The 22,717-nt window shown below is 61.8% G+C and carries 19 protein-coding genes and 1 pseudogene; 15 read left to right on the top strand and 5 right to left on the bottom strand.

All coding sequences use genetic code 11. The features are described from left to right. Positions 1–38: 38 nt before the first annotated feature. The 3 genes from nusG (at position 39) to rplA (ending at position 2,171) form a co-directional block, all read left to right on the top strand. A complete protein-coding gene (nusG, locus tag QM615_RS20895; RefSeq protein ID WP_149406694.1) occupies positions 39–863 on the top strand; it encodes a transcription termination/antitermination protein NusG in 825 nt (274 codons plus the stop codon). Positions 864–927: 64 nt separating this feature from the next. Further along, positions 928–1,362 (top strand): 50S ribosomal protein L11, encoded by a 435-nt coding sequence (gene rplK, locus QM615_RS20890; RefSeq protein WP_008713829.1) that lies wholly within the window; start codon positions 928–930, stop codon positions 1,360–1,362. Positions 1,363–1,451: 89 nt separating this feature from the next. Beyond that, entirely contained in the window at positions 1,452–2,171 is a 720-nt protein-coding gene (gene rplA / locus QM615_RS20885; RefSeq protein WP_027498276.1) for a 50S ribosomal protein L1, read from the top strand. 70 nt (positions 2,172–2,241) lie between these two features. Here the strand turns inward: rplA and QM615_RS20880 are convergent, their stop codons facing one another. Both QM615_RS20880 and QM615_RS20875 read right to left on the bottom strand, forming a co-directional pair. Then, the gene (locus QM615_RS20880; protein ID WP_057475224.1) at positions 2,242–3,153 is read right to left on the bottom strand and encodes an alpha/beta fold hydrolase; all 912 of its coding nucleotides are present in this window, start codon (positions 3,151–3,153) and stop codon (positions 2,242–2,244) included. Between the two features lie 10 nt (positions 3,154–3,163). Continuing rightward, positions 3,164–5,110, bottom strand: a complete 1,947-nt coding sequence (locus tag QM615_RS20875; protein WP_094665462.1) for a CocE/NonD family hydrolase — start codon at positions 5,108–5,110, stop codon at positions 3,164–3,166. A gap of 173 nt (positions 5,111–5,283) precedes the next feature. Between QM615_RS20875 and QM615_RS22490 the strand changes: the two genes are divergently transcribed. The 3 genes from QM615_RS22490 to QM615_RS20860 all read left to right on the top strand — a co-directional run bounded on the left by QM615_RS22490 (position 5,284) and on the right by QM615_RS20860 (position 7,684). Beyond that, positions 5,284–5,868, top strand: a complete 585-nt coding sequence (locus QM615_RS22490) for a hypothetical protein (RefSeq protein WP_228139278.1) — start codon at positions 5,284–5,286, stop codon at positions 5,866–5,868. Between the two features lie 12 nt (positions 5,869–5,880). Further along, positions 5,881–6,966, top strand: a complete 1,086-nt coding sequence (locus tag QM615_RS20865; RefSeq protein WP_502941901.1) for a transposase — start codon at positions 5,881–5,883, stop codon at positions 6,964–6,966. Between the two features lie 73 nt (positions 6,967–7,039). Next, positions 7,040–7,684 carry a hypothetical protein gene (locus QM615_RS20860; protein WP_068046090.1) on the top strand — a complete coding sequence of 215 codons (645 nt, stop codon included), beginning with the start codon at positions 7,040–7,042 and terminating at the stop codon, positions 7,682–7,684. A 133-nt stretch (positions 7,685–7,817) separates the two neighbouring features. Here QM615_RS20860 and QM615_RS20855 read toward each other — a convergent pair whose 3' ends face one another. Next, positions 7,818–8,846 (bottom strand): helix-turn-helix domain-containing protein, encoded by a 1,029-nt coding sequence (locus QM615_RS20855; RefSeq protein ID WP_068046087.1) that lies wholly within the window; start codon positions 8,844–8,846, stop codon positions 7,818–7,820. 199 nt (positions 8,847–9,045) lie between these two features. Further along, positions 9,046–9,708 carry a TetR family transcriptional regulator gene (locus QM615_RS20850; protein WP_045840684.1) on the bottom strand — a complete coding sequence of 221 codons (663 nt, stop codon included), beginning with the start codon at positions 9,706–9,708 and terminating at the stop codon, positions 9,046–9,048. Between the two features lie 654 nt (positions 9,709–10,362). On the opposite strand from QM615_RS20850, the gene QM615_RS20845 reads away from it, so the two are divergent. Then, on the top strand, positions 10,363–10,767 hold the full coding sequence (locus QM615_RS20845) for a hypothetical protein (RefSeq protein ID WP_147458399.1): 405 nt from the start codon (positions 10,363–10,365) through the stop codon (positions 10,765–10,767). Positions 10,768–10,820: 53 nt separating this feature from the next. Here the strand turns inward: QM615_RS20845 and QM615_RS20840 are convergent, their stop codons facing one another. After that, positions 10,821–12,074, bottom strand: coding sequence for a PucR family transcriptional regulator (locus QM615_RS20840; RefSeq protein ID WP_183130532.1), 1,254 nt, complete (start codon positions 12,072–12,074; stop codon positions 10,821–10,823). Between the two features lie 429 nt (positions 12,075–12,503). Between QM615_RS20840 and QM615_RS20835 the strand changes: the two genes are divergently transcribed. The 8 genes and pseudogenes from QM615_RS20835 to QM615_RS20800 all read left to right on the top strand — a co-directional run bounded on the left by QM615_RS20835 (position 12,504) and on the right by QM615_RS20800 (position 22,202). After that, positions 12,504–14,255, top strand: a complete 1,752-nt coding sequence (locus QM615_RS20835) for an FAD-dependent oxidoreductase (protein WP_068046078.1) — start codon at positions 12,504–12,506, stop codon at positions 14,253–14,255. A 225-nt stretch (positions 14,256–14,480) separates the two neighbouring features. Then, positions 14,481–14,801 carry a 2Fe-2S iron-sulfur cluster-binding protein gene (locus tag QM615_RS20830; protein WP_068046075.1) on the top strand — a complete coding sequence of 107 codons (321 nt, stop codon included), beginning with the start codon at positions 14,481–14,483 and terminating at the stop codon, positions 14,799–14,801. Positions 14,802–14,825: 24 nt separating this feature from the next. Then, a complete protein-coding gene (locus QM615_RS20825; protein WP_027498265.1) occupies positions 14,826–16,214 on the top strand; it encodes a cytochrome P450 in 1,389 nt (462 codons plus the stop codon). Further along, a complete protein-coding gene (locus QM615_RS20820) occupies positions 16,211–17,419 on the top strand; it encodes an NAD(P)/FAD-dependent oxidoreductase (RefSeq protein WP_068046072.1) in 1,209 nt (402 codons plus the stop codon). The genes QM615_RS20825 and QM615_RS20820 overlap by 4 nt, the downstream gene beginning before the upstream one ends. 69 nt (positions 17,420–17,488) lie before the next feature. Next, positions 17,489–18,229, top strand: a complete 741-nt coding sequence (locus QM615_RS20815; protein ID WP_054186661.1) for a transglutaminase-like domain-containing protein — start codon at positions 17,489–17,491, stop codon at positions 18,227–18,229. A gap of 389 nt (positions 18,230–18,618) precedes the next feature. Then, positions 18,619–19,455 (top strand): SDR family oxidoreductase, encoded by an 837-nt coding sequence (locus QM615_RS20810; protein ID WP_068046070.1) that lies wholly within the window; start codon positions 18,619–18,621, stop codon positions 19,453–19,455. Between the two features lie 46 nt (positions 19,456–19,501). Then, positions 19,502–20,566: a BtrH N-terminal domain-containing protein gene (locus QM615_RS20805; protein WP_027498261.1), complete on the top strand. Its 1,065-nt coding sequence runs from the start codon at positions 19,502–19,504 to the stop codon at positions 20,564–20,566. Positions 20,567–21,006: 440 nt separating this feature from the next. Continuing rightward, positions 21,007–22,202: pseudogene (locus tag QM615_RS20800) on the top strand (IS110 family RNA-guided transposase). Positions 22,203–22,717 lie beyond the last annotated feature (515 nt).

The following is a 22,717-nucleotide window of genomic DNA, read 5'->3' as shown; positions in this document are numbered from 1 at the left end:
GATCGAACCGAGCAGGAAACTAGAGAAAGGGTGCTGACGTGAGCACGCCGCACAACGACGCCACCGAAGTGGCCGCATTCGACGCCGATGTCGAGGCGACCAAGCAGGGCCTCGAAGCGGAGCAGGCCGCTCAGGACCGCGAAACCGACGAAGCCATCAAGGCCGACGTTGCCGCTGCCGCCGGTGAGGACGTTCCCGCCGAAGACGGCGAGGCAGCCGACGCCGACGTGACAGCCGAGCCCGAGGATCCCGTCGCCGAGATGAAGGCGGCTCTGCGCCGCGCTCCCGGTGACTGGTACGTCATTCACTCGTACGCCGGTTACGAGAACAAGGTCAAGGCAAACCTCGAGACTCGCGTGCAGAACCTCGACGTCGGCGACTACATCTTCCAGGTGGAAGTTCCCACCGAAGAGGTAACCGAGATCAAGAACGGCCAGCGCAAGCAGGTCAACCGCAAGGTTCTGCCCGGTTACATCCTCGTGCGCATGGAACTCAACGACGAGTCATGGGGAGCGGTTCGCAACACTCCCGGCGTCACCGGATTCGTCGGTGCGACGTCGCGTCCGTCACCGTTGACCATCAACGAAGTCGTCAAGTTCCTCATGCCGCAGGAAGGTGCCAAGAAGGACGCGAAAGCGACCGCAGGCGCAAGCGACCAGAGCGGCGACACCACGTCGAAGCCGACCATCGAGGTCGACTTCGAGGTCGGCGAGTCGGTCACCGTCATGGACGGCCCGTTCGCGACTCTCCCCGCCAGCATCAGCGAGGTCAACGCAGAGCAGCAGAAGCTCAAGGTGTTGGTATCGATCTTCGGCCGTGAAACCCCGGTCGAGCTCGGCTTCACCCAGGTCTCCAAGATCTAGAAGCCGCGCGCACAGACTTGCAGTAGCAACCGCAAGAAACCCGAGCGAATACAAGGAAAAAGAAATGCCCCCGAAGAAGAAGAAGCTAGCCGGGATCATCAAGCTTCAGATCCAGGCCGGTGCCGCCAACCCGGCACCGCCCGTCGGCCCCGCATTGGGCCAGCACGGCGTCAACATCATGGAGTTCTGCAAGGCGTACAACGCCGCGACCGAGTCGCAGCGCGGCAACGTCGTACCGGTCGAGATCTCGGTCTACGAAGACCGCACGTTCGACTTCAAGCTCAAGACTCCTCCCGCTGCCAAGCTGCTGCTCAAGGCTGCAGGCGTGGCAAAGGGCTCCGGCGAGCCGCACAAGACCAAGGTCGCCAAGGTGACCATGGATCAGGTGCGCGAGATCGCCAAGACCAAGCAGGAAGACCTCAACGCCAACGACATCGATCAGGCCGCGAAGATCATCGCCGGCACTGCTCGCTCGATGGGCATCACGGTCGAAGGCTGATTACCAGCTCTCTGCAGTAACCGAAGTACACGTGGGAGAGCCGGCCAGGCTCGTCAACCACACTGAACTCGAACGAAGGACAGCAAGACATGGCAAAGCGCAGCAAGGCCTACCTCGAGCAGGCCGCAAAGATCGACCAGGACAATCTCTACTCTCCTCTCGAAGCCGCCAAGTTGGCCAAGGAGACCGCGTCGAGCAAGTTCGACCCCACCGTCGAGGTTGCAGTGCGACTCGGCGTCGATCCCCGCAAGGCGGATCAGATGGTGCGCGGCACCGTCAACCTTCCCCACGGCACCGGCAAGACCGCTCGGGTTATTGTTTTCGCCGCTGGTGAGAAGGCTGCAGAGGCCGAGGCAGCAGGAGCCGACGTCGTCGGAGCAGAAGATCTGATCGAGCGCATCCAGGGCGGTTTCCTGGACTTCGACGCCGCGATCGCCACCCCCGATCAGATGGCCAAGGTCGGCCGCATTGCCCGTGTCCTCGGACCGCGTGGCCTGATGCCGAACCCGAAGACGGGCACGGTCACCAACGATGTGACCAAGGCCGTCAACGACATCAAGGGCGGCAAGATCAACTTCCGCGTCGACAAGCAGGCCAACCTGCACTTCGTCATCGGTAAGGCCTCGTTCGACGAGACCAAGCTGGTGGAGAACTACGGCGCAGCGCTGGACGAGATCCTGCGTGCGAAGCCGTCGTCGGCCAAGGGTCGTTACGTCAAGAAGGTCACCGTCTCGACCACCACCGGACCCGGCGTCCAGGTCGATCCGAACCGCACGCGCAACCTCCTCGAGGACGACGCGAACGCGTAATTTCGTATCTGCGAACGAAGGCCGGTCTCCCCAGGGAGGCCGGCCTTCGTCGTAGGGTCTTGCCGAGGATCTAGGCCGCGTTCGCGCGAGCGAAGTTGGCCAGGACGATGCCGCTGATGCGGTCGAGCAACGCGGCGGGTAGGTCGTGGGCCATGCCGTCTATCAGCGTCAGCTCGGCACCGGGAACGGCGCGGGCGATGGCCTTGCCGCACGACGGTCGGACCAGTCTGTCGGCGGTCCCGTGAATGACGGTCGTCGGCGCGGTGATCTTCTTCGCGTACGGCCGCAGGCTGCCGGTGCCGGTGATCGCAGCCATCTGCCGCACGACGCCCGAGGGGTTGTAGTTCCGCTCGTACATCACCTGCGCGATCTCCAGTTGTTCCTCGAGCGGAGTGCGGAAGCCGGGAGAGCCGATGGTGGACAACGTCTTTGCCGAATGCGCGATGATTTCCTCTTTCGTGGCGTCCTTCCCGACGCCACCGAGCAGGGGCAGCAGGGCGCGTGGGTCCGGCGGAGGCAGGAACGGCTCGTTGGTGCTCGAGAAGAGAATGCCCACCGATTCGGTTCGTTCGGGGTAACTACCGGCGAAGACCTGAGTGATCATGCCTCCCATCGATGCACCGACGACGTGCACGGTATCGATGCCGAGGTGATCGAGTACTCCTACGGCGTCGGCGGCCATGTCGACGATCGTGTAGGGCACGTCGGAAGACATCCCGAGCTCGTGTCGGATCATTCGGAGGATCTGGGATCCCCGCACCTTTTGCCCGGTCATCTTCGTGGACAGTCCGATGTCGCGGTTGTCGATGCGGATCACTCGGTATCCCGCATCGACGAGGCGGGTACAGAAATCCATGGGCCACAACGTCAATTGCGCGGACAGGCCCATGATCAGCAGGACCGCAGGGTCATCGACCGAACCCATGTCCTCGTACGCGATCTCGACGGAGTTCGCCGGCGCGATGCCTTGTTCGATTCTCATGATGTCGTTCCTACCAGCCCGGCTCACCGAGTATGGGCACCACCAGGTAGCTCGGGCTTTCCGGGTCGATGCTGATGTCCTGTTTGCGTAGTCGAGTGCGCAGTAGGTCCGGCAAGATCGGGATGAACCGTGGTGTGTCGGTGGCGAATACGTCGACCCGGAGTCGGTGGCCAGTGGCGATGACGGCCTCGGTGGTGAGAATGTCGATATCGAGAACGATGGGTTCGCCGATGGGTACCGGAAGCAGCGCCGCTTCGGTGAGCGGGTGGTAGGGCCGGGTGTAGTCGCCGTTCGGCGCGAACAAGGAACGTTCGTCGTCCACGGCTCGACGCGAGGCCAGAAGAGCGCCGTTGCTGAGCACCGTCGAGGTCCCGTCGGGAGCGACGTCGCAGATCATGATGGCCCACAACGCTTCCCGTGCGTGGCAGACCACTCGAAGATGCAGATTCATCGGACCGGACAGAACGGCGTCCGACTCGGCCGGACCGGTGGTGAAGGTGACTGCGGCACCTTCGGCGAACCGGTTGTCGTAGGTGAATCCGCCCCCCAACACTGCCGTCACGCCGGCGAGTACCTGGGTGGTGTCACGCGAGACGACGGCCCGCAACGAGGGCCGCACCGTCAGGATGTCGCGGGACGTGGCCGGTTCGGTCGTGAGGCTGCCGTCGGCTACGGCGTGGGCTGCCGTTCCTGAGGGCGTCGCCGACAGGTACAGCCTGCGTGGTTGCGCCCGCGGAGCCGGAAAGCGGCCGTGCGCAGTCCAATTGCCGCCCTGTTGACGCAACGTGACGGGGCCGTAGTTCTCGATTCCGTTGTCGATGTCGCGTAGCCACTTGTCGAACCAGGCTCGCTCGAGCATATCGAGACGCGGTGGAAAGCCCGGTTCGCCGAACCCGATTCCGGGGTTGCCGTGGTACCCGTCACCGACGAGCAACTGCTTCGATCCGCGTTCGAGGGACAGCCGGTTGTAGATGTCGGGGGCGGAGCCGCCGAAGATGTCGTGCCAGCAGCCGTACAAGAATGTCGGCACCGCGATGTCCTCGATGGCGGCGTCGATGGTGTCGTAGTACTCGTCGTCGTAGATTCGTGAATCTCGTCCTGTGACAAAGCCTTTGGCCAGATCGAACAGGTTGGTGGCGGGGGACAGGGTGCGATCGCGGAGCCAGGTGAACGTGTCGATGCCGCCGATGGCCGGTGCCCACTTCAATGCGTTGACGGCGGTGAGCCACAGCGGGATGAACGCCGAGGTGGCCCCTCCGGTTGCGAAGATCTCGCGGACGATGTCCACCGAGCCCTCGACGGCGAAGATCGCGTCGAGCCCGGCGGGTTGCTTGGCTGCGGCCTGCAGCGCATTGATCGCCGAGTACGAGATGCCGGCCATTCCCACCCTGCCGTTGCACCAGTACTGGCGTCGGGCCCAGTCGATCACCTCGAGGGAATCGAGTTGTTCGCGGGTGCCCAGCACGTCCCAGGTGCCCGAGGAACTGCCGGTGCCGCGGACATCGACGATCATCTGAACGTACCCGCTGCGGACGAGGTGCCGGTTGACCGACAGCAGGTCCGCCGCCCCGCCTGCAACCACTCGGGTGATCTCGGTGATGCCGTCGAAACGGGTTCCGGTGAGGTCGAACGCGGACGAGAAGGCTCTGATCGCACGACCGAGAACAGGGGTCTCGAGGATCGTGTCGATGCTCTTGATCAGCAGCTTGTTGTACGGCGTCAGATTCAGGACGGTGGGAAAACTCCCCGTCACCGCCTTACCCGATGCGTCGGCGGGGCGGACGACGTACGCGCGCAGCGCTGTGCCGTCGCTCATCGGGATACGAACGTTCGCCGATACCGACACTCGCGGATACCGCGGTTCCTCGCGCACGATCGCCGCCCACGCCGCTGCCGCGTCGCCGCCGCTGGGGTCGCGTACGGGTTGCAGTAGGGGGTGGGGCTGCACGGCAGTCATGAACGTCGACTAGACCGTCGAACGACCCTGTTTGTCCCGAGGTGTCAACTTCAGAAGACGGCTGCACTCTTTGCAGGCGTTTCGAGGGTGAGTGCACGTGTCTTCTGACATTCTGATGTCAGAAGTGCGGTGCACGGTCGCACGTTCGGCTCTCGGTGACAGGGAGGCTTGTGGTGGACCCCGACAAGCTCGACGTCGTGGAGACCGGTGTGCTGACAGCGTCGGGGGAGCGGTGGTCCCAGGCCGAGGCCCGTTTCGCTGTCCTGGCTCCCTTGCTGGAGATGCATTCGGTGCGTTCGGAAGCGGTCGACGATGCCGCGCAACGGTTGGGATTGTCCAGGCGGCAGGTCTACACGTTGGTCGGCAGGCTCAGGAACGGGACGGGGACAGTCACCGATCTTCTGACGAAGGTCTCGTCGGGAGGGCGTGGCCGCAGCCGAGTAGCGGCTGAGGTCGAGGAAGTGATCGGCGATCATCTCACCCGCTATTTTCTTCACCGCCAGAAGCTGAGTGTCGCTGCGCTGCACCGACGTATAGCACTGGCGTGTCATCGCGCGGGTTTGCCGGTGCCGGCCAGAAATACCGTCACTGCGCGTATCGCCGCGCTCCCTCCGGCATCGGTGGCCAGGTCAGGCGGAGGACCCGATGCCGCCCGCCCACGTCAGTCCGCCGGCGACGTTCCACCGACGGTTTCGGGGATTCTCGATCAGGTCCAGATCGACCACACCGTCGTCGATCTGATGGTCGTTGACGAGTAAGAGCGGTAACCGATCGGCCGCCCCTACCTGACGATCGCCGTTGATGTCTTCAGCCGTTCCGTACTCGGGTTCGTCGTCACTCTGGAGCCGCCGTCGTCGATATCGGTCGGGTTGTGCCTGGGCCGCGTGTGCTGCGGGAAGCAGACGTGGCTGGAGGCATGCGAGCTGGCGGAGCAGGTGCAGTGGCCGATGGCGGGGAAGCCGAAGCAGTTGTATCTCGACAACGCCTCCGAGTTCAAAAGCGAAGCGCTGCGCCGCGGATGCGCCCAGCACGCCATCACCCTCGAGTACCGTCCTCCGGGCCGACCGCACTACGGCGGGATCGTCGAACGCATCATCGGAACGGCGATGACGGCGGTGCACGAGCTGCCTGGGACCACCTTCTCGAACCCAGCGGACCGAGGAAGTTACGACTCGGACAAGCACGCGGCGTTGACATTGCGTGAGTTGGAGCGTTGGCTGGTCCTGGCTATAGCCTCGTATCACGCGAGCGTTCACGCAGGGATCGGGAACACTCCGGCCGCCGTGTGGGCCGGTGGGGTCGCCGCAGTTGGTCATGCCCCTCGTGTGGTGCTCGGCGAAACCGCGTTCTTGGTGGACTTTCTTCCCGTCATCCGGCGACGTCTGACGCGGACGGGCTTCGTTCTCGATCACGTGCACTACTTCTCGAACGCGCTCAAACCGTGGGTTGCGCGGCGAGAGGATTTGGGGCGGTTCGTGATACGACGTGACCCACGCGATTTGAGCAGAATCTGGGTCCTCGAACCAGACGGTGCCGGCTATGTCGAGGTGCCGTACCGGACGATGTCACATCCCGCGGTGACACTGTGGGAGCACCGAGCTGCTATCGCCCGTCTCCGCGAACAAGGTCGGTCGAACGTCGATGAGAGCGCTCTGTTTTCGATGATCGAGCAGATGCGCGAGGTCACCGACCGCTCGCAGAAAGCCACCCGCAAAGCCCGGCGCAACCGTGCCCGCCGCATGCATCTCACCGGTGCCGCCGCGTGTGCACCGATCCCGGCGATCCACCCGCCGGTGGAGCCTCGAGCGGACGGCGGCACCGCCACGCCGGTCTTCAGCGACATCGAGGAATGGTGAGGCGATGACCGCATAGACAGGAAGTGGCGAAGAACCCGCCGAGTCGTCCATTGAGGATTTGGGGCACCTGCGGATGCCGTACACGCAGATCGCGGCCCTGCGGGCATGCGATGTCACCGCCGATGCGGGTCTCGACGCCTTTCGCGTCGAGACAGGCCGCGGCGTTCGTACCCTCACCTCCCTCGCGCTGGCGGGGACGGGCATTTCTCCGCGCACGGTGTTCCAGCGCTGGTGTGAGGTGCTCGGCCATCAGACCCGGTATGCGAGCACCCGAATGCTCGCCGACGCTCTCGATGCCGTGGACGGTACCGGGCTCGGCGGATACGACCGGTATTTCGATCCGGCCGATCGACAGCCGCTGTCGACTCCTATCGACCGGTGGGGCCACACCCCGTTGGCTGCGACCCCGCTGACCGCCCGTGCGGTAGCGGGCATCGTGCGAATGCACCTGGACGGACGGGCACCCACCCACCTGCAGCCCACTGCGCGGTCACAACATCCGGAGCAGATCGCGGCACCGGATCCAGTACCGCGGGTCCTACTCGACCCCGGCTACTACGAACGCGGAACGCTTGCGCGTAGACACGCCCACGGTCTTCTCGACGAAGTGGACTCCGTCCTCGCCGATGTCGAAACCCGCGCGGACAGCCTGTTGGAAGCTCTCGTCGACTTTCTCGAATCGGAGACCGCACGCGTGCCGGCCGACACCGTCGAGTGACAAGTGGTTGGTACTCGGGTTTGCACACACTCTTCTTCTCACGGCAGGGAGGCGGTGACGTCTCCGACATCTCCGAGATGAAGATCGACCAGGCCGCGAACGAACGAGGCATCGATCTGACCCCGTCTGTGGTCTACGTCGAATCCGGGTCGTCCGAGAGTCGTGGGTTTCGGAAATCTTTCGGAGAGCGCCCGGTCCAGCGTTTGAAGGCATGAGAGAAGTTGGCGAGGTCGCTGTATCCGAGTTCGGAAGCGATCTCGCTGACCGAAACCGAGCGATCGAGGAGCCGTAGCATCGCGCGTTCGTACAGCAGCGTGTGGCGGACCTTGCTGTAGGTGGTTCCTTCTTCGGCAAGCCGCCGTTTCAACGTGCTGCTCGACATCGACAATGCTTGTGCAACATCATGGTTGGTTCGCTGTCCGAGGTCCTTTTCCAACAGTTGCCTCACCTTCTCGGCGGATGACATGGACCCACTCCGCTGGGCGAGTGTCCGCTGCAGATCAGTGATAGCGAGTCGATATGCGAGAGGGTCCGAGAACCGACAAGCCTTGTTTAGTGTGTCCTCGGGTACGTGGACGAAGGAAATCGGAGCGTCGAAGAACCGGCGATTCGCCCCCGGACCTTTGTCGTGGCTCACCTCGGTCGGCTCCGGCCAGCTCAGATGGAGTGTCACCGGCGATATGTCACCGGCGAGCATGTCCAGCAGTCGTAATAACGCCGACCCGCCGTAGGTGATGACCAAGCAGTCCAGTGCGGAATCGCCTGTGTGCGCAGTGAGCCCGACGATCAGACCGTAGTCGCCAGTGTGGAACTGCGATTTCAACGCCGTGGAGATCAATGGCAGGTATGTCAGGAGATCGACGATCTCGGCGACCGAACCAGCGCTGATCAAAGGTGAACTCAGGGGCCCGAACGATGTCAACTGGGCCTGCTCGGCAAACGCAAGTCCGAGTCGAGTGGCGTGGGCGATATCGAGTTCGGGATAGACCTCCCGAAACCACCGTATCGGTGCCTGGACGTCATGCTGAATGAGCGTCGCTTCACTGGTTCCTTCGCGGTGCATGATTGCACGAAGGCGCGCGGCGGCGTCAGGGTCGAGTGCGCGGCGTTCGAGCAGTTGCACGAACGCAAGCGGTGGCACGCCCTCGTCGCTCAGCTTCACGGTGATTCCTTTGACCCGAATTCACAAGTTTATGACTCCACCGAACATAGCCGTCACCCACGTTTGCGACGACACTTTCGTCGATCACGCCAGGAACTGAGGTGGTGGCAAGCTGGACGGATTCTTGTCCGGAAGTTCGTTTGTCTTGAGAATGGGAATATTGCGTGACACCGACGCTAGCGGCGCTACACCGCTGTCGCTACGGTCGACCGAATCGAGTCGTCTTGCTCAACTCTGGATTGGCTTGAAAATCTTGGAACCCCTCGATGTACGGAGCGAGTAGGTCTGCGATATCGGTGGCGGTCTGGGCTGCGTCAGTCGGGGGCCGTGAGACATACGCCAAGGCCATCTGAACGATGGACGTGCTCAGGATATCGGCTTGGCGTTTCGGGGCTTGCACCCAGCATCGCTGAAATGTGGCAGAGAGGTGATCTGCGGCTCGCTCGACAAGCTGGGTGCTGTGAACAGTAATGAGCCGCAGGAGGTCTGCGGATGCGTCTTCTTCTCGTAGCGATCTGACCAATGGGTCACGTTCGGAGACGGCGAAAAACGCAGCCAAGCCTCGGCCGAGCGCCAATCTGATATCACCAACGCAAGTGTAGAGGCCATCGTCCACCACACTGACCAGCTGATCGGTCAGTCGTATCGCGTAGCTCTCCGCCACACCGCGCCGGGACCCGAACTCGTTATAGATGGTCTGTCGAGACAAACCGGCTTCCTTCGCGACCTCGGACATGGTCACGGACTTCCAGCTCTGCCGCAGCAGGAGAGCGCTCAATGCGTCTAACGCGGTCGCACGAAGGAGAGTGCTTGCCGCTGTCCGGTAGCCACCATCAGGGCGCGCAGTGTGGACGGAACTCATGAATAGAAGTCTAGGCGCGTTCGGACATTGGTGGTGGGAGATGATGTCGCTGTCGCCAGCGCGTCGATGCTGCCAGCGATGCGACCATTGGCGTTATCTGCGGGCGAACGAACCAGGCGCAGCGGTGAGCCGAACACCTACGAAGAACTCATCTGTTCTTTCGGTAGGTTTCCCGAGCGGCGTGCAGCGAACGCAGAGCATGCAATTCGGCACAACTGCCGGCGTGTGGCGTCAGAAAAGCTCTCCATTGCAGAGGTCGGCTACGCACACCCCTCGTCTGCGTAGCTCGACCTACATCTGGCTGATTTTCACGTCGCGAATATTTCGGCGTTCGATCCGACTCGCGCACCGTGGTAGGTCAACGGATTCCACGAGGGTGCCAACATGAACAGTAGGAGCGGTGTCAATGTGAAGAATGCAAAATCCAGCACGATACCTCGATTTCCACTGCAGCCATGGAGGCCTGAAGGGGCCGTCGTCGTGGTGTCGATCGTACTGGATCGGCACCGTTCTGTGATATGTCCAAGTTGGCCAAAGTCGCAAGGAGTCCTTGTTCTTTATGCACAAATCATCCTTCCCTCTTTGACACATGAGGAATAGCTATCGTACAACTAGGTCGTATCGAGTTCGCTCCCGTACTTAAAGGAATCAACCTTGAATCGAGCATTGGACCGTCTCGCAGTTCGTGGTCGGGTGCTGGTCACACCCTGCCAGGGGGAGCCCGAACTGTGGGACTACGAATCCGATCCACCCTACGAGACGGTTGCTCAGCGAGCTGCGCGTCATAAAACTGCAGCAGACTCTTGCATGAAATGTCATATACTGACCGACTGCGAGCAGTATCTTGCTACTGATCCTTCGCCAGTCGGAGTGTGGGCCGGTCGAATCTTGGAGACGTCCGAAGGATCTGTCGAATCAAATGCGGCGAACATTGCGACAGGTGAAGGAATCGAGGGCAAAGAAATGGATATGAATGACCGAATCAAGTCGCTTTCACCGAATGCGGCATTCGATATTCTGATAGCAACAATCGTGAATCAGCATGGCAATGGAGTCTGACGAACGTGACGCTGGAAACCTGGAAGGTTTGAGCCGGGTCGCAGCCACCCTGCTCAAACCGTCAACCGTGCGTCTGCTGAGCCGAGCGGTATGGGTAACTTGAGTACTGTGCTGGGTGTCCACCACGCGGCATCCAGCGCAATCCTGAGGTTCATGAGGATGCCGGCATCGTCCAGCTTGCAACCGCACTCTTTCGCTGCTTGTCGGATGCGGTATTTGACCGTGTTTCGATGGATCGTCATATCGTGAGCGGTCGCGGTAACGCTACAGTTGTTTGCTAGGTAGACTCGTAAGGTCTCGCGGAGCCTGCGGTTCCGCGCACTGTCCAGAAGCAAGCCTCCGAGTGAGTCTTCCGCTAGATCCCTTAGGATTTCCGGATCTTCGAGCAGAAGAGTGATGGCTGCAACTTCCTCGAAAGTTACCACCGGACTGATGTCGACCTTGCCGTCCGAAACTACGCGGGCCGCGCGCTCTGCCTGCCTGGCTGTCTTCCGAAAACCATTTTCACCACTCTGCACGGTTCCAATTGCTGCTCGAATTCGGCCGTACTTCTGAAGAACGTCTGTAACGCTTTCAAGGCAAATCCTTCCGGCGTGAATTATCGGAAACCAAACCAGGGATCGGGCATCGCCTTTACTGTTGACTTGCGGTCGACCGATCGTACCGAGTCTGACGCCAACGGTATCTACGAGCTGGTGCCAGGACTTTCTCGGGAATGGTTCCCGGTCATTCGTCCAAAACTCAATGGCAATATGGTTTCCTGTGAGATTGTAATATGAATCGATTTTGTATGCGCCCAAAGAATCTGTGCATGATGTCGACATTGCGCGTTCGAGTTCCGTGTTTACAGAACTATTTTCTTCACGTATCTTCGATTTCTCCGCTTCGTATTCTGAACATGCGTCCTGACACACGCGGTCTATGAAGACGGCAGACCTGCTGACCAGATGCGCAAGTTGATTCGCGGCCAACGTGTGCGTAGCACGCGAGAGCGAGAACAGGACATGCTCAAGAAATCTCGATTGGCCCAGGTGATAAGCGCGCGCGAGCGCCGTCAGCGGGACATGCGTGTGTGCGAGAACGCGAGCATGGCACAGGGCGGCATGCGGAGCTCGCAAGTTGTCGTGCTCAGTCCTGTCGGCCAGGAAGTCGATAGCCGCATTGATGTTGGCTTTCACGCTGGTGTGTAGAAGTCCGGTTGCGTCTGCATTGCCGTTCATTTCATGGATTGATGCACTTATGAATGAAGAGATATTCTCCGTCAACTCTGCCTTTCTGTCCTCCATCTCGTCCACAAGTGTTTCCATCAAATGAGTCGATATCATTTTAGTGTCATACCTATCCTGGTAGTTCAATTCTGGAGCGGCGCGCCATTTCGGTGACGATCGCTGCGGATCTACCTTGTCGATCTCGGGGCTTGCCCCGCCGCCTGTGCACCTCGGCTTCTCGTCAGAGCCCTCCTTGCTGGCTTCTGACGCACCGGCTCCTTTCGGTTCGGCTCGCCGGTGACGGAAGCGTCAGCGGCTTGTGGTTAATGAGCTGCACCACTAGTATCTGTACACGCAGGCTGCATCTGTCAATTAATTGGACAAAAAGTCATCGTCTGTATAGTAGTGTGCCCGGGTAGGCAGGCGGTCGGCTTTGGTCTCACCGTCGAGGGGGCGCACTCTCGCGCTGGGTCCCGGCCCCTGGGGCGAGGAGCAGTTATCCGGTTTGAAGAACCAGAAGGAGACGCCATGGCGACGCCACCGAGCAGTTCAATCGATTACGACGTCTTGATCGTCGGTTCGGGCTTCGGCGGAAGTGTCACCGCGCTGCGGCTGGTGGAGAAGGGGTACCGCGTCGGGATCCTCGAGGCCGGGCAACGCTTCGAGGACAAGGACTTCGCGAAGAACAGCTGGGATCTCAAGCGTTTCCTGTGGGCACCGAAGCTGGGTCTGTACGGAATCCAGCGTGTGCACCTGCTGCGCGATTGCCTCATCCTCGCCGGTGCCGGAGTGGGCGGTGGATCCCTGAATTACGCCAATACTCTCTACAAGCCGCAGGCACCGTTCTTCGAGGACAAGCAGTGGGCGCACATCACCGACTGGAGCAGTGAGCTCTCTCCGTTCTACGACCAGGCCACCCGCATGCTGGGCGTGGTGCGCAACCCACACATGACCCCGGCCGACGAGGTCATGAAGTCGGTGGCCGAGGACATGGGCGTCGCCGACACCTTCATTCAGACGCCGGTGGGAGTGTTCTTCGGAGACGAGCCCGGCAAGACCGTCCCGGACCCGTACTTCGGCGGTGCAGGTCCCGAGCGCACCGGATGCATCGAATGCGGTGAGTGCATGACCGGTTGCCGCCACGGAGCCAAGAACACCCTGCTGAAGAACTACCTCGGCCTGGCCGAGCGCGCGGGAGCCGAGATCGTGCCGATGACGACCGTGACCGGTCTCGTTCCGCGATCCGACGGCACCTGGGACGTCGACACCGAGCGCACCGGCGCTCGGCTCCGCAAGGGCAAGAAGACGTACAGCGCAGCCAATGTCGTGTTGGCCGCGGGCACCTGGGGCACCCAGAATTTGCTGCACAAGATGAAAGACACGGGCGCGCTGCCCAAGCTGTCGGACACACTCGGCGAACTGACTCGCACCAACTCCGAGTCGATCGTCGGAGCGGCCAAGCTTGCGGTCGATCCGAACATGGACCTCACGCGCGGAGTGGCCATCACGTCCTCGTTCCACCCCAGCCCCAACACGCACATCGAACCGTGCCGCTACGGCAAGGGCTCGAACGCGATGGGAATGCTGCAGACCCTGATGACCGACGGCGGCGGAAAGATCCCGCGTTGGCTCAAGTTCGTGTTCGCGTTGATCGCACACCCGGTTCAGTTCGTTCGCGTCGTCAATGTCCGGCACTGGAGCGAGCGCACCATCATCGCGCTGGTGATGCAGAACCTCGACAACTCGATCACCACATTCACCAAGCGTGGGCCGTTCGGCCGCAAGATTTCCAGCAGGCAGGGCCACGGCGAGCCGAATCCGACGTGGATCCCCGAGGGCAACGACGCCACCCGGCGCATCGCCAAGAAGATCGGCGGCGTCGCTGGAGGCACCTGGGGAGAGCTGTTCAACATCCCGCTCACCGCGCACTTCCTCGGGGGGTGCGCCATTGCCTCGGATTCGGCGCACGGCGTCATCGATCCGTACCACCGCGTCCACGGATACCCGACGCTGAGCGTGGTGGACGGGGCGGCTGTGTCGGCGAACCTCGGGGTCAATCCGTCGCTGACCATCAGCGCGCAGGCCGAGCGGTCCGCCGCATTGTGGCCGAACAAGGGCGAGCTCGATCTTCGTCCGGCACAGGGGCTTCCGTATCAGCGGCTCGATCCCATCGCCCCCAACTCGCCCGTTGTTCCGGTGGACGCTCCGGGTGGGCTGAGATTGCCTATCGTCGAGATCCGAAATGGCCATCTGGTCGCCGGTGAGACGGCTTCGCGGTGAAAGAAGTACTTGGTGAGCGCGCATTTCGAAACAGGAGCCCAGCCGCTCGATGCCTTCGTGCGGAGCGCAGAGTTGTCGCACTCCACATCTGGAGTGGACTCAGGTCGGATCTCTGGGGCGAACCGTCTGACCCGAATTCACAAGTTTTTGACTCTACGGAACATGGCCGCCATTCACGTTTGCGGCGACACTGTTATCAATCGCGAAGAAAATTGAGGAGTTGACATGGCAGTTGTAACTTTCGTCGCCCACGATGGTGGGAAGCACGAGGCGGGCTTGGTCGAAGGTCGATCGTTGATGCAGATTGCAACCGACAATGCTGTGCCGGGGATCGATGGAGACTGTGGGGGCGAAACGGCCTGTGGCACCTGCCATGTGATCGTCGACCCGCAGTGGTCAGGAGAGGTGGGTCTGTCCGGTGCCAACGAGGAGGAGATGCTGGCTATGAACCCCGAGCGTGAACCCACGTCTCGGTTGTCGTGCCAGATGGTGGCCTCAAAAGCGTGGGATGGCCTGATCGTTCGAACACCTGAATTCCAATTGTGATGTGTGAAAGGCAGGCACGACAGCATGAAAGTTTCTGAGTCGATCACCGACAAGGTCCAGTCGACCATCCCTATAGGGCTGCAGATCCAGGGCGCTCATCTGTACGACAAGACCCGACGGTGGGTGACTGGCACGAATGGCAAGAAGATCTTCGTCGAAAGTCCCATCCCACCGGTCGAGGATGTCGAGCTCGCCGACATCGACCTCAGTAACCCCTTTCTCTACAGACAAGGGCGGTGGCAGTCGTACTTCGAGCGCGTGCGGAACGAGGCACCGGTTCATTACCAACCCAACAGTCCGTTCGGCCCGTTCTGGTCGGTCACGCGCCATGCCGATATCGTGGCCGTCGACAAGAACCACGCTGTGTTCTCGGCCGAACCGTTCATCGTCATCGGCGTCCCGCCCCGGTTTCTCGATATCGAGATGTTCATCGCGATGGACCCGCCACGCCACGACAAGCAGCGCGCTGCCGTCCAGGGGGTTGTCGCACCGAAGAACCTCCGGGAGATGGAGGGACTGATCCGATCGCGGGTACGGGAGGTATTGGACGACCTCCCCTTGAACGAGCCGTTCGACTGGGTGCAGAATGTCTCGATCGAGTTGACAGCTCGGATGCTCGCAACTCTTCTGGATTTCCCCTACGAACAACGCCGCAAACTCGTCTACTGGTCCGATTTGGCAACCTCGATGGAGCAAGCCAACGGTGGGCCCTCGGACAACGACGAGGTGTTCGAGGGCATGCGTGACATGGCCCGTGGCCTCAGCGCTCTCTGGCATGACAAAGCAGCCAGGAGGTCTGCAGGGGAAGAGTCCGGTTTCGATCTGATCACCATGTTGCAGAGCAACGAGGACACCAAGGATCTGATCGATCGTCCGATGGAATTTCTGGGCAACCTCGTCCTGCTGATCGTCGGTGGGAACGACACGACGCGTAACTCGATGAGCGGTGGCGTTCTTGCGTTGAACCAATTCCCCGACCAGTTCGAGAAATTGAAGGCCAATCCCGATTTGATCCCCAACATGAACTCGGAAATCATCCGATGGCAAACACCCTTGGCGTACATGCGCCGAATTGCCAAAGCCGACACCGTTCTGAACGGACAATTCATCCGCAAGGGTGACAAATTGGTGATGTGGTATGCCTCGGGTAACCGCGACGAACGCGTTTTCGAGAATCCTGATGATTTCATCATCGATCGTGCCAATGCGCGCAATCACATCGCGTTCGGATTCGGTGTACACCGGTGTATGGGCAATCGGCTGGCCGAAATGCAGCTGCGGATTCTGTGGGAGGAGTTGCTTCCCCGCTTCGAGAACATCGAGGTCGTCGGCGACCCCGAGTATGTTCAGTCGAATTTCGTGCGGGGCATCAGCAAGATGATGGTGCGCCTGACGCCTACTTCCAGCGCATGACATCGCAACGGGCGATCATCGTCGGCGCAAGCCATGCTGGGGCACAACTGGCAGCTAGTTTGCGCCAAGAAGGTTGGACAGGCGAGATCGTCCTCATCGGTAACGAGTCTGCCACTCCCTATCAACGCCCCCCGCTGTCGAAGGCATACCTGGCGGGCAAATGCGTACTCGACGATATCGCCATTCGCAGCACGGACTTCTACTCCAAGCAAGGTATTCAGCTCCTGAACGCGCAGGTGGAGGCCATCGTTCGGTCGGAAGGCAACGTCGTTCTCGACACCGGGGAGAAGCTGGCTTACGACAAGCTCGCGCTGTGCACGGGAGCCCGCCCTCGTCGGCTCACCGTTCCCGGGGCCGATCTCCACGGGGTCTACTACCTACGTACCGCAGCGGACGTCGAGAGGATCCGTATGGCCACCGGCCCTGGCCGGCGGGTGGTGATCGTCGGAGGCGGCTACATCGGACTCGAGACAGCGGCATCGCTGCGCGCACTGGGCGTGCAGGTCACAGTTCTCGAGGCAACTGGGCGTGTGCTCGAGCGGGTCACTGCTCCCGAGGTTTCGACGTTCTTCGAGCGGATACATCGCGAGCAGGGAGTCGACATCAGAACGAACGCGATGGTCGAAGGCCTGTCCGGTGACCGTGAGGTTCGTGAAGTCAGTTTGGCCAGCGGGGAATCGATCCTCGCAGATCTGGTCATCGTCGGTGTCGGCGTCGAGCCGAACACCGACCTCGCCGCCGACGCGGGTCTTGTCATCGACAACGGCATCGTGATCGACGATCACACTCGGACCAACGACCCCGACATCATGGCGGCGGGGGACTGCGCGAGCCACGACATGGCCCGTTACGGCCGTCGACTACGGTTGGAGTCCGTCTCGAGCGCAGGAGAGCAGGCCAAAGTCGCTGCCTCGACCGCCTGCGGGAAGTCCAGAAAAATCGAAGCGTTGCCGTGGTTCTGGTCAGATCAGTATCACTTCAAGCTGCAGATCGCCGGCCTCAACACTGGATACGACGAAGTGGTTCTCAGTGGTGATCCCACCCGTGACAGTGATTTCAGTTGCTTCTATCTCCAGGCCGGTGAGCTCATTGCCGCCGACTGCATAGGTCGCCCGCGCGAGTTCATGTACAGCAAACGGGTGATCGCCCAGCGACTCTCCGTCCAACGCGAAGACCTGATGCTCGGCGGACTCGCGCGCAACTGACCGATCCTTCGGTCGTTGTGCACACAACAGCAACCGGTTTGCTCAGAGAAGGGAACATCGGCGATGACCATGACAGACCGCCCGCCCGGGGCACATACGACGCAGCCACCGCACGCGTATCTGGGAGCAACGGACTTCCTCGACATCGAGCACGAATCCGTGCGGGCGTTCACCGCCGCGGCAATCGGGGATGCGAGCAGCGACCGTGACAAGGCCAGACGCCTCTTCGCCGCCGTCCGCGACCGGATCTGGTACGACCCGTACACCGTGTCGGACGATCCTGCCCACTATCGAGCGAGCTTCGTCCTCGAGACCGGGCGCGCTTACTGCGTCCCGAAGGCGGTGCTGTTGACCGCAGTGTGCCGGGCGGCGGGTATCCCGGCACTGCTCGGTTTCGCCGACGTCCGAAATCACCTGCAGACCGAGACGTTGCGCGCGCTGATGGGCGGCACCGATCTGTTCGTCTACCACGGCTACAGTCGCCTCTACATCGAGGGCCGGTGGTTGAAGGCCACGCCGGCATTCAATGTCGAGTTGTGCGCTCGTTTCGGCGTGCCGCCAGTGGAATTCGACGGCGATCGCGATGCTCTCATGCATGCCTTCACCGCAGACGGAGCTCAGCACATGGAGTATGTCCGCGAGCGAGGAGTCTTCGATGACCTACCCTTGAACGCGATCTTGACGGTGCTTCGGCACGCCTACGGCCCCACGATCTTCACGGGCGCTCACCCACTCGATGATGTTTTCACCGGCCGCACCCGGCCGGGCGAAACTCCCGGGGATCGAAACTCGCCGCGGGAGTCTCGATGAACACAAGCGGTGAGAACATACGCGCCGAACCCCGTATCGCGGCCGACTGCCGATCGGTCGGAGCTCTCTCCGCGAACAATCGCGATCGTGAACACTCGGACCGCCTCGGACACCTTCGAATCGGGTGAGCCGACACCTGCTGGCAGAGCTGTGCCACATGACTGTCTCGTCGGCGCGGCCGTGTTGAGGCCGGGCACCGGAAGTTGCACCGAACAGACGAGACCCGTTCTGCCGCTGGGGTTGCGGCCGATGAACGACCGATCCGAACGCCTCCCCGGGCACGAGACGCCGCGCGATACCCATATCCCTCTCCTGTGTGCGCAGCCGCTACCGCGAGAGCGGCCCGAACGGCGTCTACCGATGTCTCTTATCTATGCAAGGAGCGCAGCATGATGAACAACGCACCTCACACCCCCGCCAGGACCGTGGCGATCACAGGTGGAGCTCGCGGCATCGGCTATCAGACAGCGAAGGAGTTGATTCGACGAGGCCACCGGGTCGCCATCGGCGACATCGACGAGGCACGTGCGAAGGAGGCCGCCGCCGAACTCGGGGTGAAGGTCGTCACCCGACTCGACGTCACCGAACCTGACTCGTTCACAACGTTTCTGGACCTGGTCGAACGTGAACTCGGACCCCTCGACATCCTGATCAACAACGCGGGCATCATGCCTACCGGCCACGCCCACGAAGAGGACGATGCAGTAACCCGGCGGCAAGTCGAGATCAATGTCCTGGGGGTCATCTTCGGGACCAAACTGGCTCTTCAGCGCATGCTGCCGCGCCGCACCGGACACATCATCAACACTGCGTCATTGGCCGGCGAGCTCGCGGTACCTGGTTTGGCGACCTACTGCGCTACCAAGTTCGCAGTCATCGGATTCACAGAGGCCGCACGACTGGAGTACCGCAAGTCAGGGGTTCGACTGTCCACAGTCCGCCCGACGTTCACCAACACCGAACTCGTCGCCGGAACCGCCGGCGCAAAGGGATTACGCAACGCCGAGCCGGAGGAGATCGCCCGCGCGACAGCAGATCTGATCGAGAATCCACGCCCCTTCGTCCGCGTCACCCGTCTCGCCGGCGCAATGGTCGCGGCGGTGAAATTCGTCCCCCGGCGTCTGGCGACCGGACTGGGTGCGGCCCTGAACACAGATTCGGTGTTCCTCGCGGACGTCGACATGGCTGCTCGCCGAACGTATCTCGACAGAATCCGGAACAGCTGAGCGTGCCGACACGCGCGCTCGACCATCCACCCGAAAGGCAGCCACAGTGACCCACACGACTCTGATCGAGAACTATCCCCACCGGATGGGAGGGCACTGCGGGTCAGGTGCAATGCGAGACCTTCTCCAGTGGCATGGTCTGGGATGGGACGGACCACCCGACGAGGGGTTGGTGTTCGCACTGGGTGGTGATCTGGGTTTGTCCTACCTGCGATCGGACGACCTGGTCCCACCGATGTACCTGGTCGGCCGCGGTGCCGACTTCGAGATCGACTTACCGCGCAGGCTCGGCGGACAAGTCGAGGTTCTCACGACCGACGATCCCGCTGAGGGATGGTCATGGGTTCGCGACGACATCGATGCGGGACGACCCAGTCTGGTCTGGGCCGATATCGCTGAGCTGCCCTACCTACGGGTGAAACTGCAGATGAGTCGTCACGACATCGTGGTGATCGGCTACGACGAGATCGGGGGGACTGCCTCGGTCGTCGACAACGATCGGGCCGATGTGCAGGAGATCCCGCTCGACGCGCTCGCTCGGGCGCGATCTTCCACCTCGTTCCCGCAACCGACACGTCACTGCACGTACCGAATCACATGGCCGCAGACACTGCCGCCCGTGTCTACTGCCGCGGCCGCGGCCTTTGCCCGATCCGCCGCCAGCATGCGCGCCCCATCGACACCGGGAATAGCCGACCACGTACCAGCGGCCGGTGCCGAAGGATTGGCCGCGGTCGACCAGCTGGCAACCGACGTCAAGAGCTGGGTCGACCTTCCGCCCGATGACCTCGAGACGTTGCTGTTCAGTCTCGGTATCTTCATCGAAAAGGCCGGAACCGGAGGCGGGCTCTTTCGTCGGCTTCTCGCCGACGGCTGTACCGAGATTGCACGTCTGACCGGGGATCCCGCTACCGCAGACCTCGCGGTGGCCGCCGATCACTGCGCCCAGGCCTGGACCGAAACTGCCCGCGCCGGAACACAACGCGGTCTCGATGTGCGAACACGCGCAGCTGCGGTGGCCGTGTCGGCTGCCGAACTGCCTGCACTCGAGCTGATCCTGGTGGAGTCCCTGGAGTCTGCTTCACGCTCGCTGTCCGCCATCACGAGATGATGCCCATCGTCGTTCGACGGCGCGCGGTAGACGGTGCATCGCACTGTGCTGCAGCCTCTCGTGCCGGATCGCCGCAGGCGTGCGGAGGCACCGAACGACCGAAGAGTTGCCGGACGGAACAGTCGAACGCCTCTCGGTGGACGCTGCATCGATGCCGTGTCGTTGCTCGGCAACAGACCCTGATCTCTGCCCCGCGCCGACAACAATTCAGCCGCCGACGGAAGCCTTCGATGTTCGCGGTCACCGTTTTCGGCTCGACGGCCGCGTCGTGTGCGCTATCGGGCCAGGCCCGTTATCTTCTAGCTGATACTTGAAACCGAGGGCTACGGTAGCCAGACCCGGTATGACTTCTCGCCCCTGTCATCGATGATCCGGGGGGGGGGTGGGGGGCTGTCGCCGGGTGTTGACGTCGGATCGGTGACCGGACGAAGGACTGCTTCATGGCCACGAGCTACGCCGTGTTTTGCGGCATCGACGTGGGAAAATCCGAACATCACGCCGTCGGTCTCGCCGTCGACGGAACCCGTCTGTACGGCAAAGCCCTACCCAATGACGAGGCCCGCCTGCGCACAGTGTTCGACCGCCTCGCCACGCGCGGGCCGCTGTTGATCGTCGTCGATCAGCCTAATACGATCGGCGACGCCCTGCCGGTCACCGTCTCCCGATCCTGCGAGCACCAGTTCGCGTCCCTACCGGGTCTGTCGATGCGCCGCATCGCAGATCTGTATCCAGGGCAAGCCAAAACTGATGCGCGGGCCTGCGTTCACATCGCCGACACGGCCCGGACCATGCCCCACACGCTGCGACGAGTCGATACCGGTGATGACACACTCGCCGAGCTCGGTGTGCTGATCGGTTTCGATGACGATCTCGCCGGTGAAGCAACCCGCGTCAGCAACCGAATCCGCGGACTGCTGACCGGCATTCACCCCGCGCTCGAACGAGTCCTCGGACCGCGTGTGACACACCCGGCAGTGCTCGAGATCCTGTCCCGCTGCGGTAGCCCCGGCGGCATCCGCGCTGCTGGTAAGCGGAAACTGACCGCTTCGCCGCCAAAAACGCGCTCAGGATGGGGGCAAGACTGGTTGCGGAGATCTACGCCGCACTCGAGGCTCAGACGGTAGTAGTGCCCGGGTCTGCGGCTGCCGAGACTGTTCTACCCAAACTGGCGGACTCGCTCAAAGAGACACTGCAGCAACGCAACACAGTTGGCTCGGACGTCGAGAGGATGCTCGGTGCCCACCCTCTTTCCTCGCTCCTGATCTCGATGCCAGGCGTCGGAGTCAGGACTGCCGCACGCATCCTTCTCGAAGTCGGTGACGGATCGGCATTCAAATCAGCAGGACACCTGGCCGCCTACGCCGGCATCGCACCCGTGACCCACCGATCCGGCACCTCGATCCGAGGTGAGCATTTAGCGTGATCAGGAAACCGCAAACTCAAACGCGCGTTGTTCCTTTCGGCCTTCGCCGCGCTGCACGACCCCACCAGTCGCGCCTACTACGACCGCAAGCGAGCCGAAGGCAGGAAACACAACGCCGCGCTCATCTGCCTCGCTCGACGCCGATGCGACGTCCTGTACGCCATGCTCAAGAACAAGACCCTGTACCAACCGCCCGCAGCTCACGCAGCTTGACAGAAACCATAGGGACACGTTATTGAGGCGTGAGGTTCACCCCAACGGTACCAACGGCAGCGGTTGTACCCGCGTTCGCCGACGATCACGGTCGGATGCCGTGCGTGGGGTTGATCTGCCGCGAGGATTTCCGACACTGGAGATGACTATTCTGAAGCCGCGTTTGCGGACTGCCCGTAACTGTAGTGGACAGCGTTCGGGGTTCGGTACCCGAGCGCCGAATGGCGGTGTTGTGAACTGTAGAAGCCGTCGATGTATCTGACGATGTCTTGTCGTGCTTTGCTTTTGGTGGAGTAGATCGTTCGGTAGACGCATTCGTTCTTTGAAATCAGCGAAGAAACTTTCGGCCATACTGTTGCCCCACAACACCCCGCGAAGACCGCATCCGCGGAGAGCTCACGAGAGCCCGGTAAGCCCGGTAAGCCCGCGAGGTACATACGGCAAGTTCGGAGTGGAAGATGATAGTGCCCCATGGGGTGGTGTAATTCGGATCGGTGAACCATCCGGTTCATGAT

This window comes from Rhodococcus sp. IEGM 1341 (assembly GCF_030056895.1).
In the GTDB taxonomy this organism is placed as follows: Bacteria; Actinomycetota; Actinomycetes; order Mycobacteriales; family Mycobacteriaceae; genus Rhodococcoides.
Note: the sequence above shows the minus strand (reverse complement) of the source record. Positions and strands in the feature narration are given on the sequence as shown.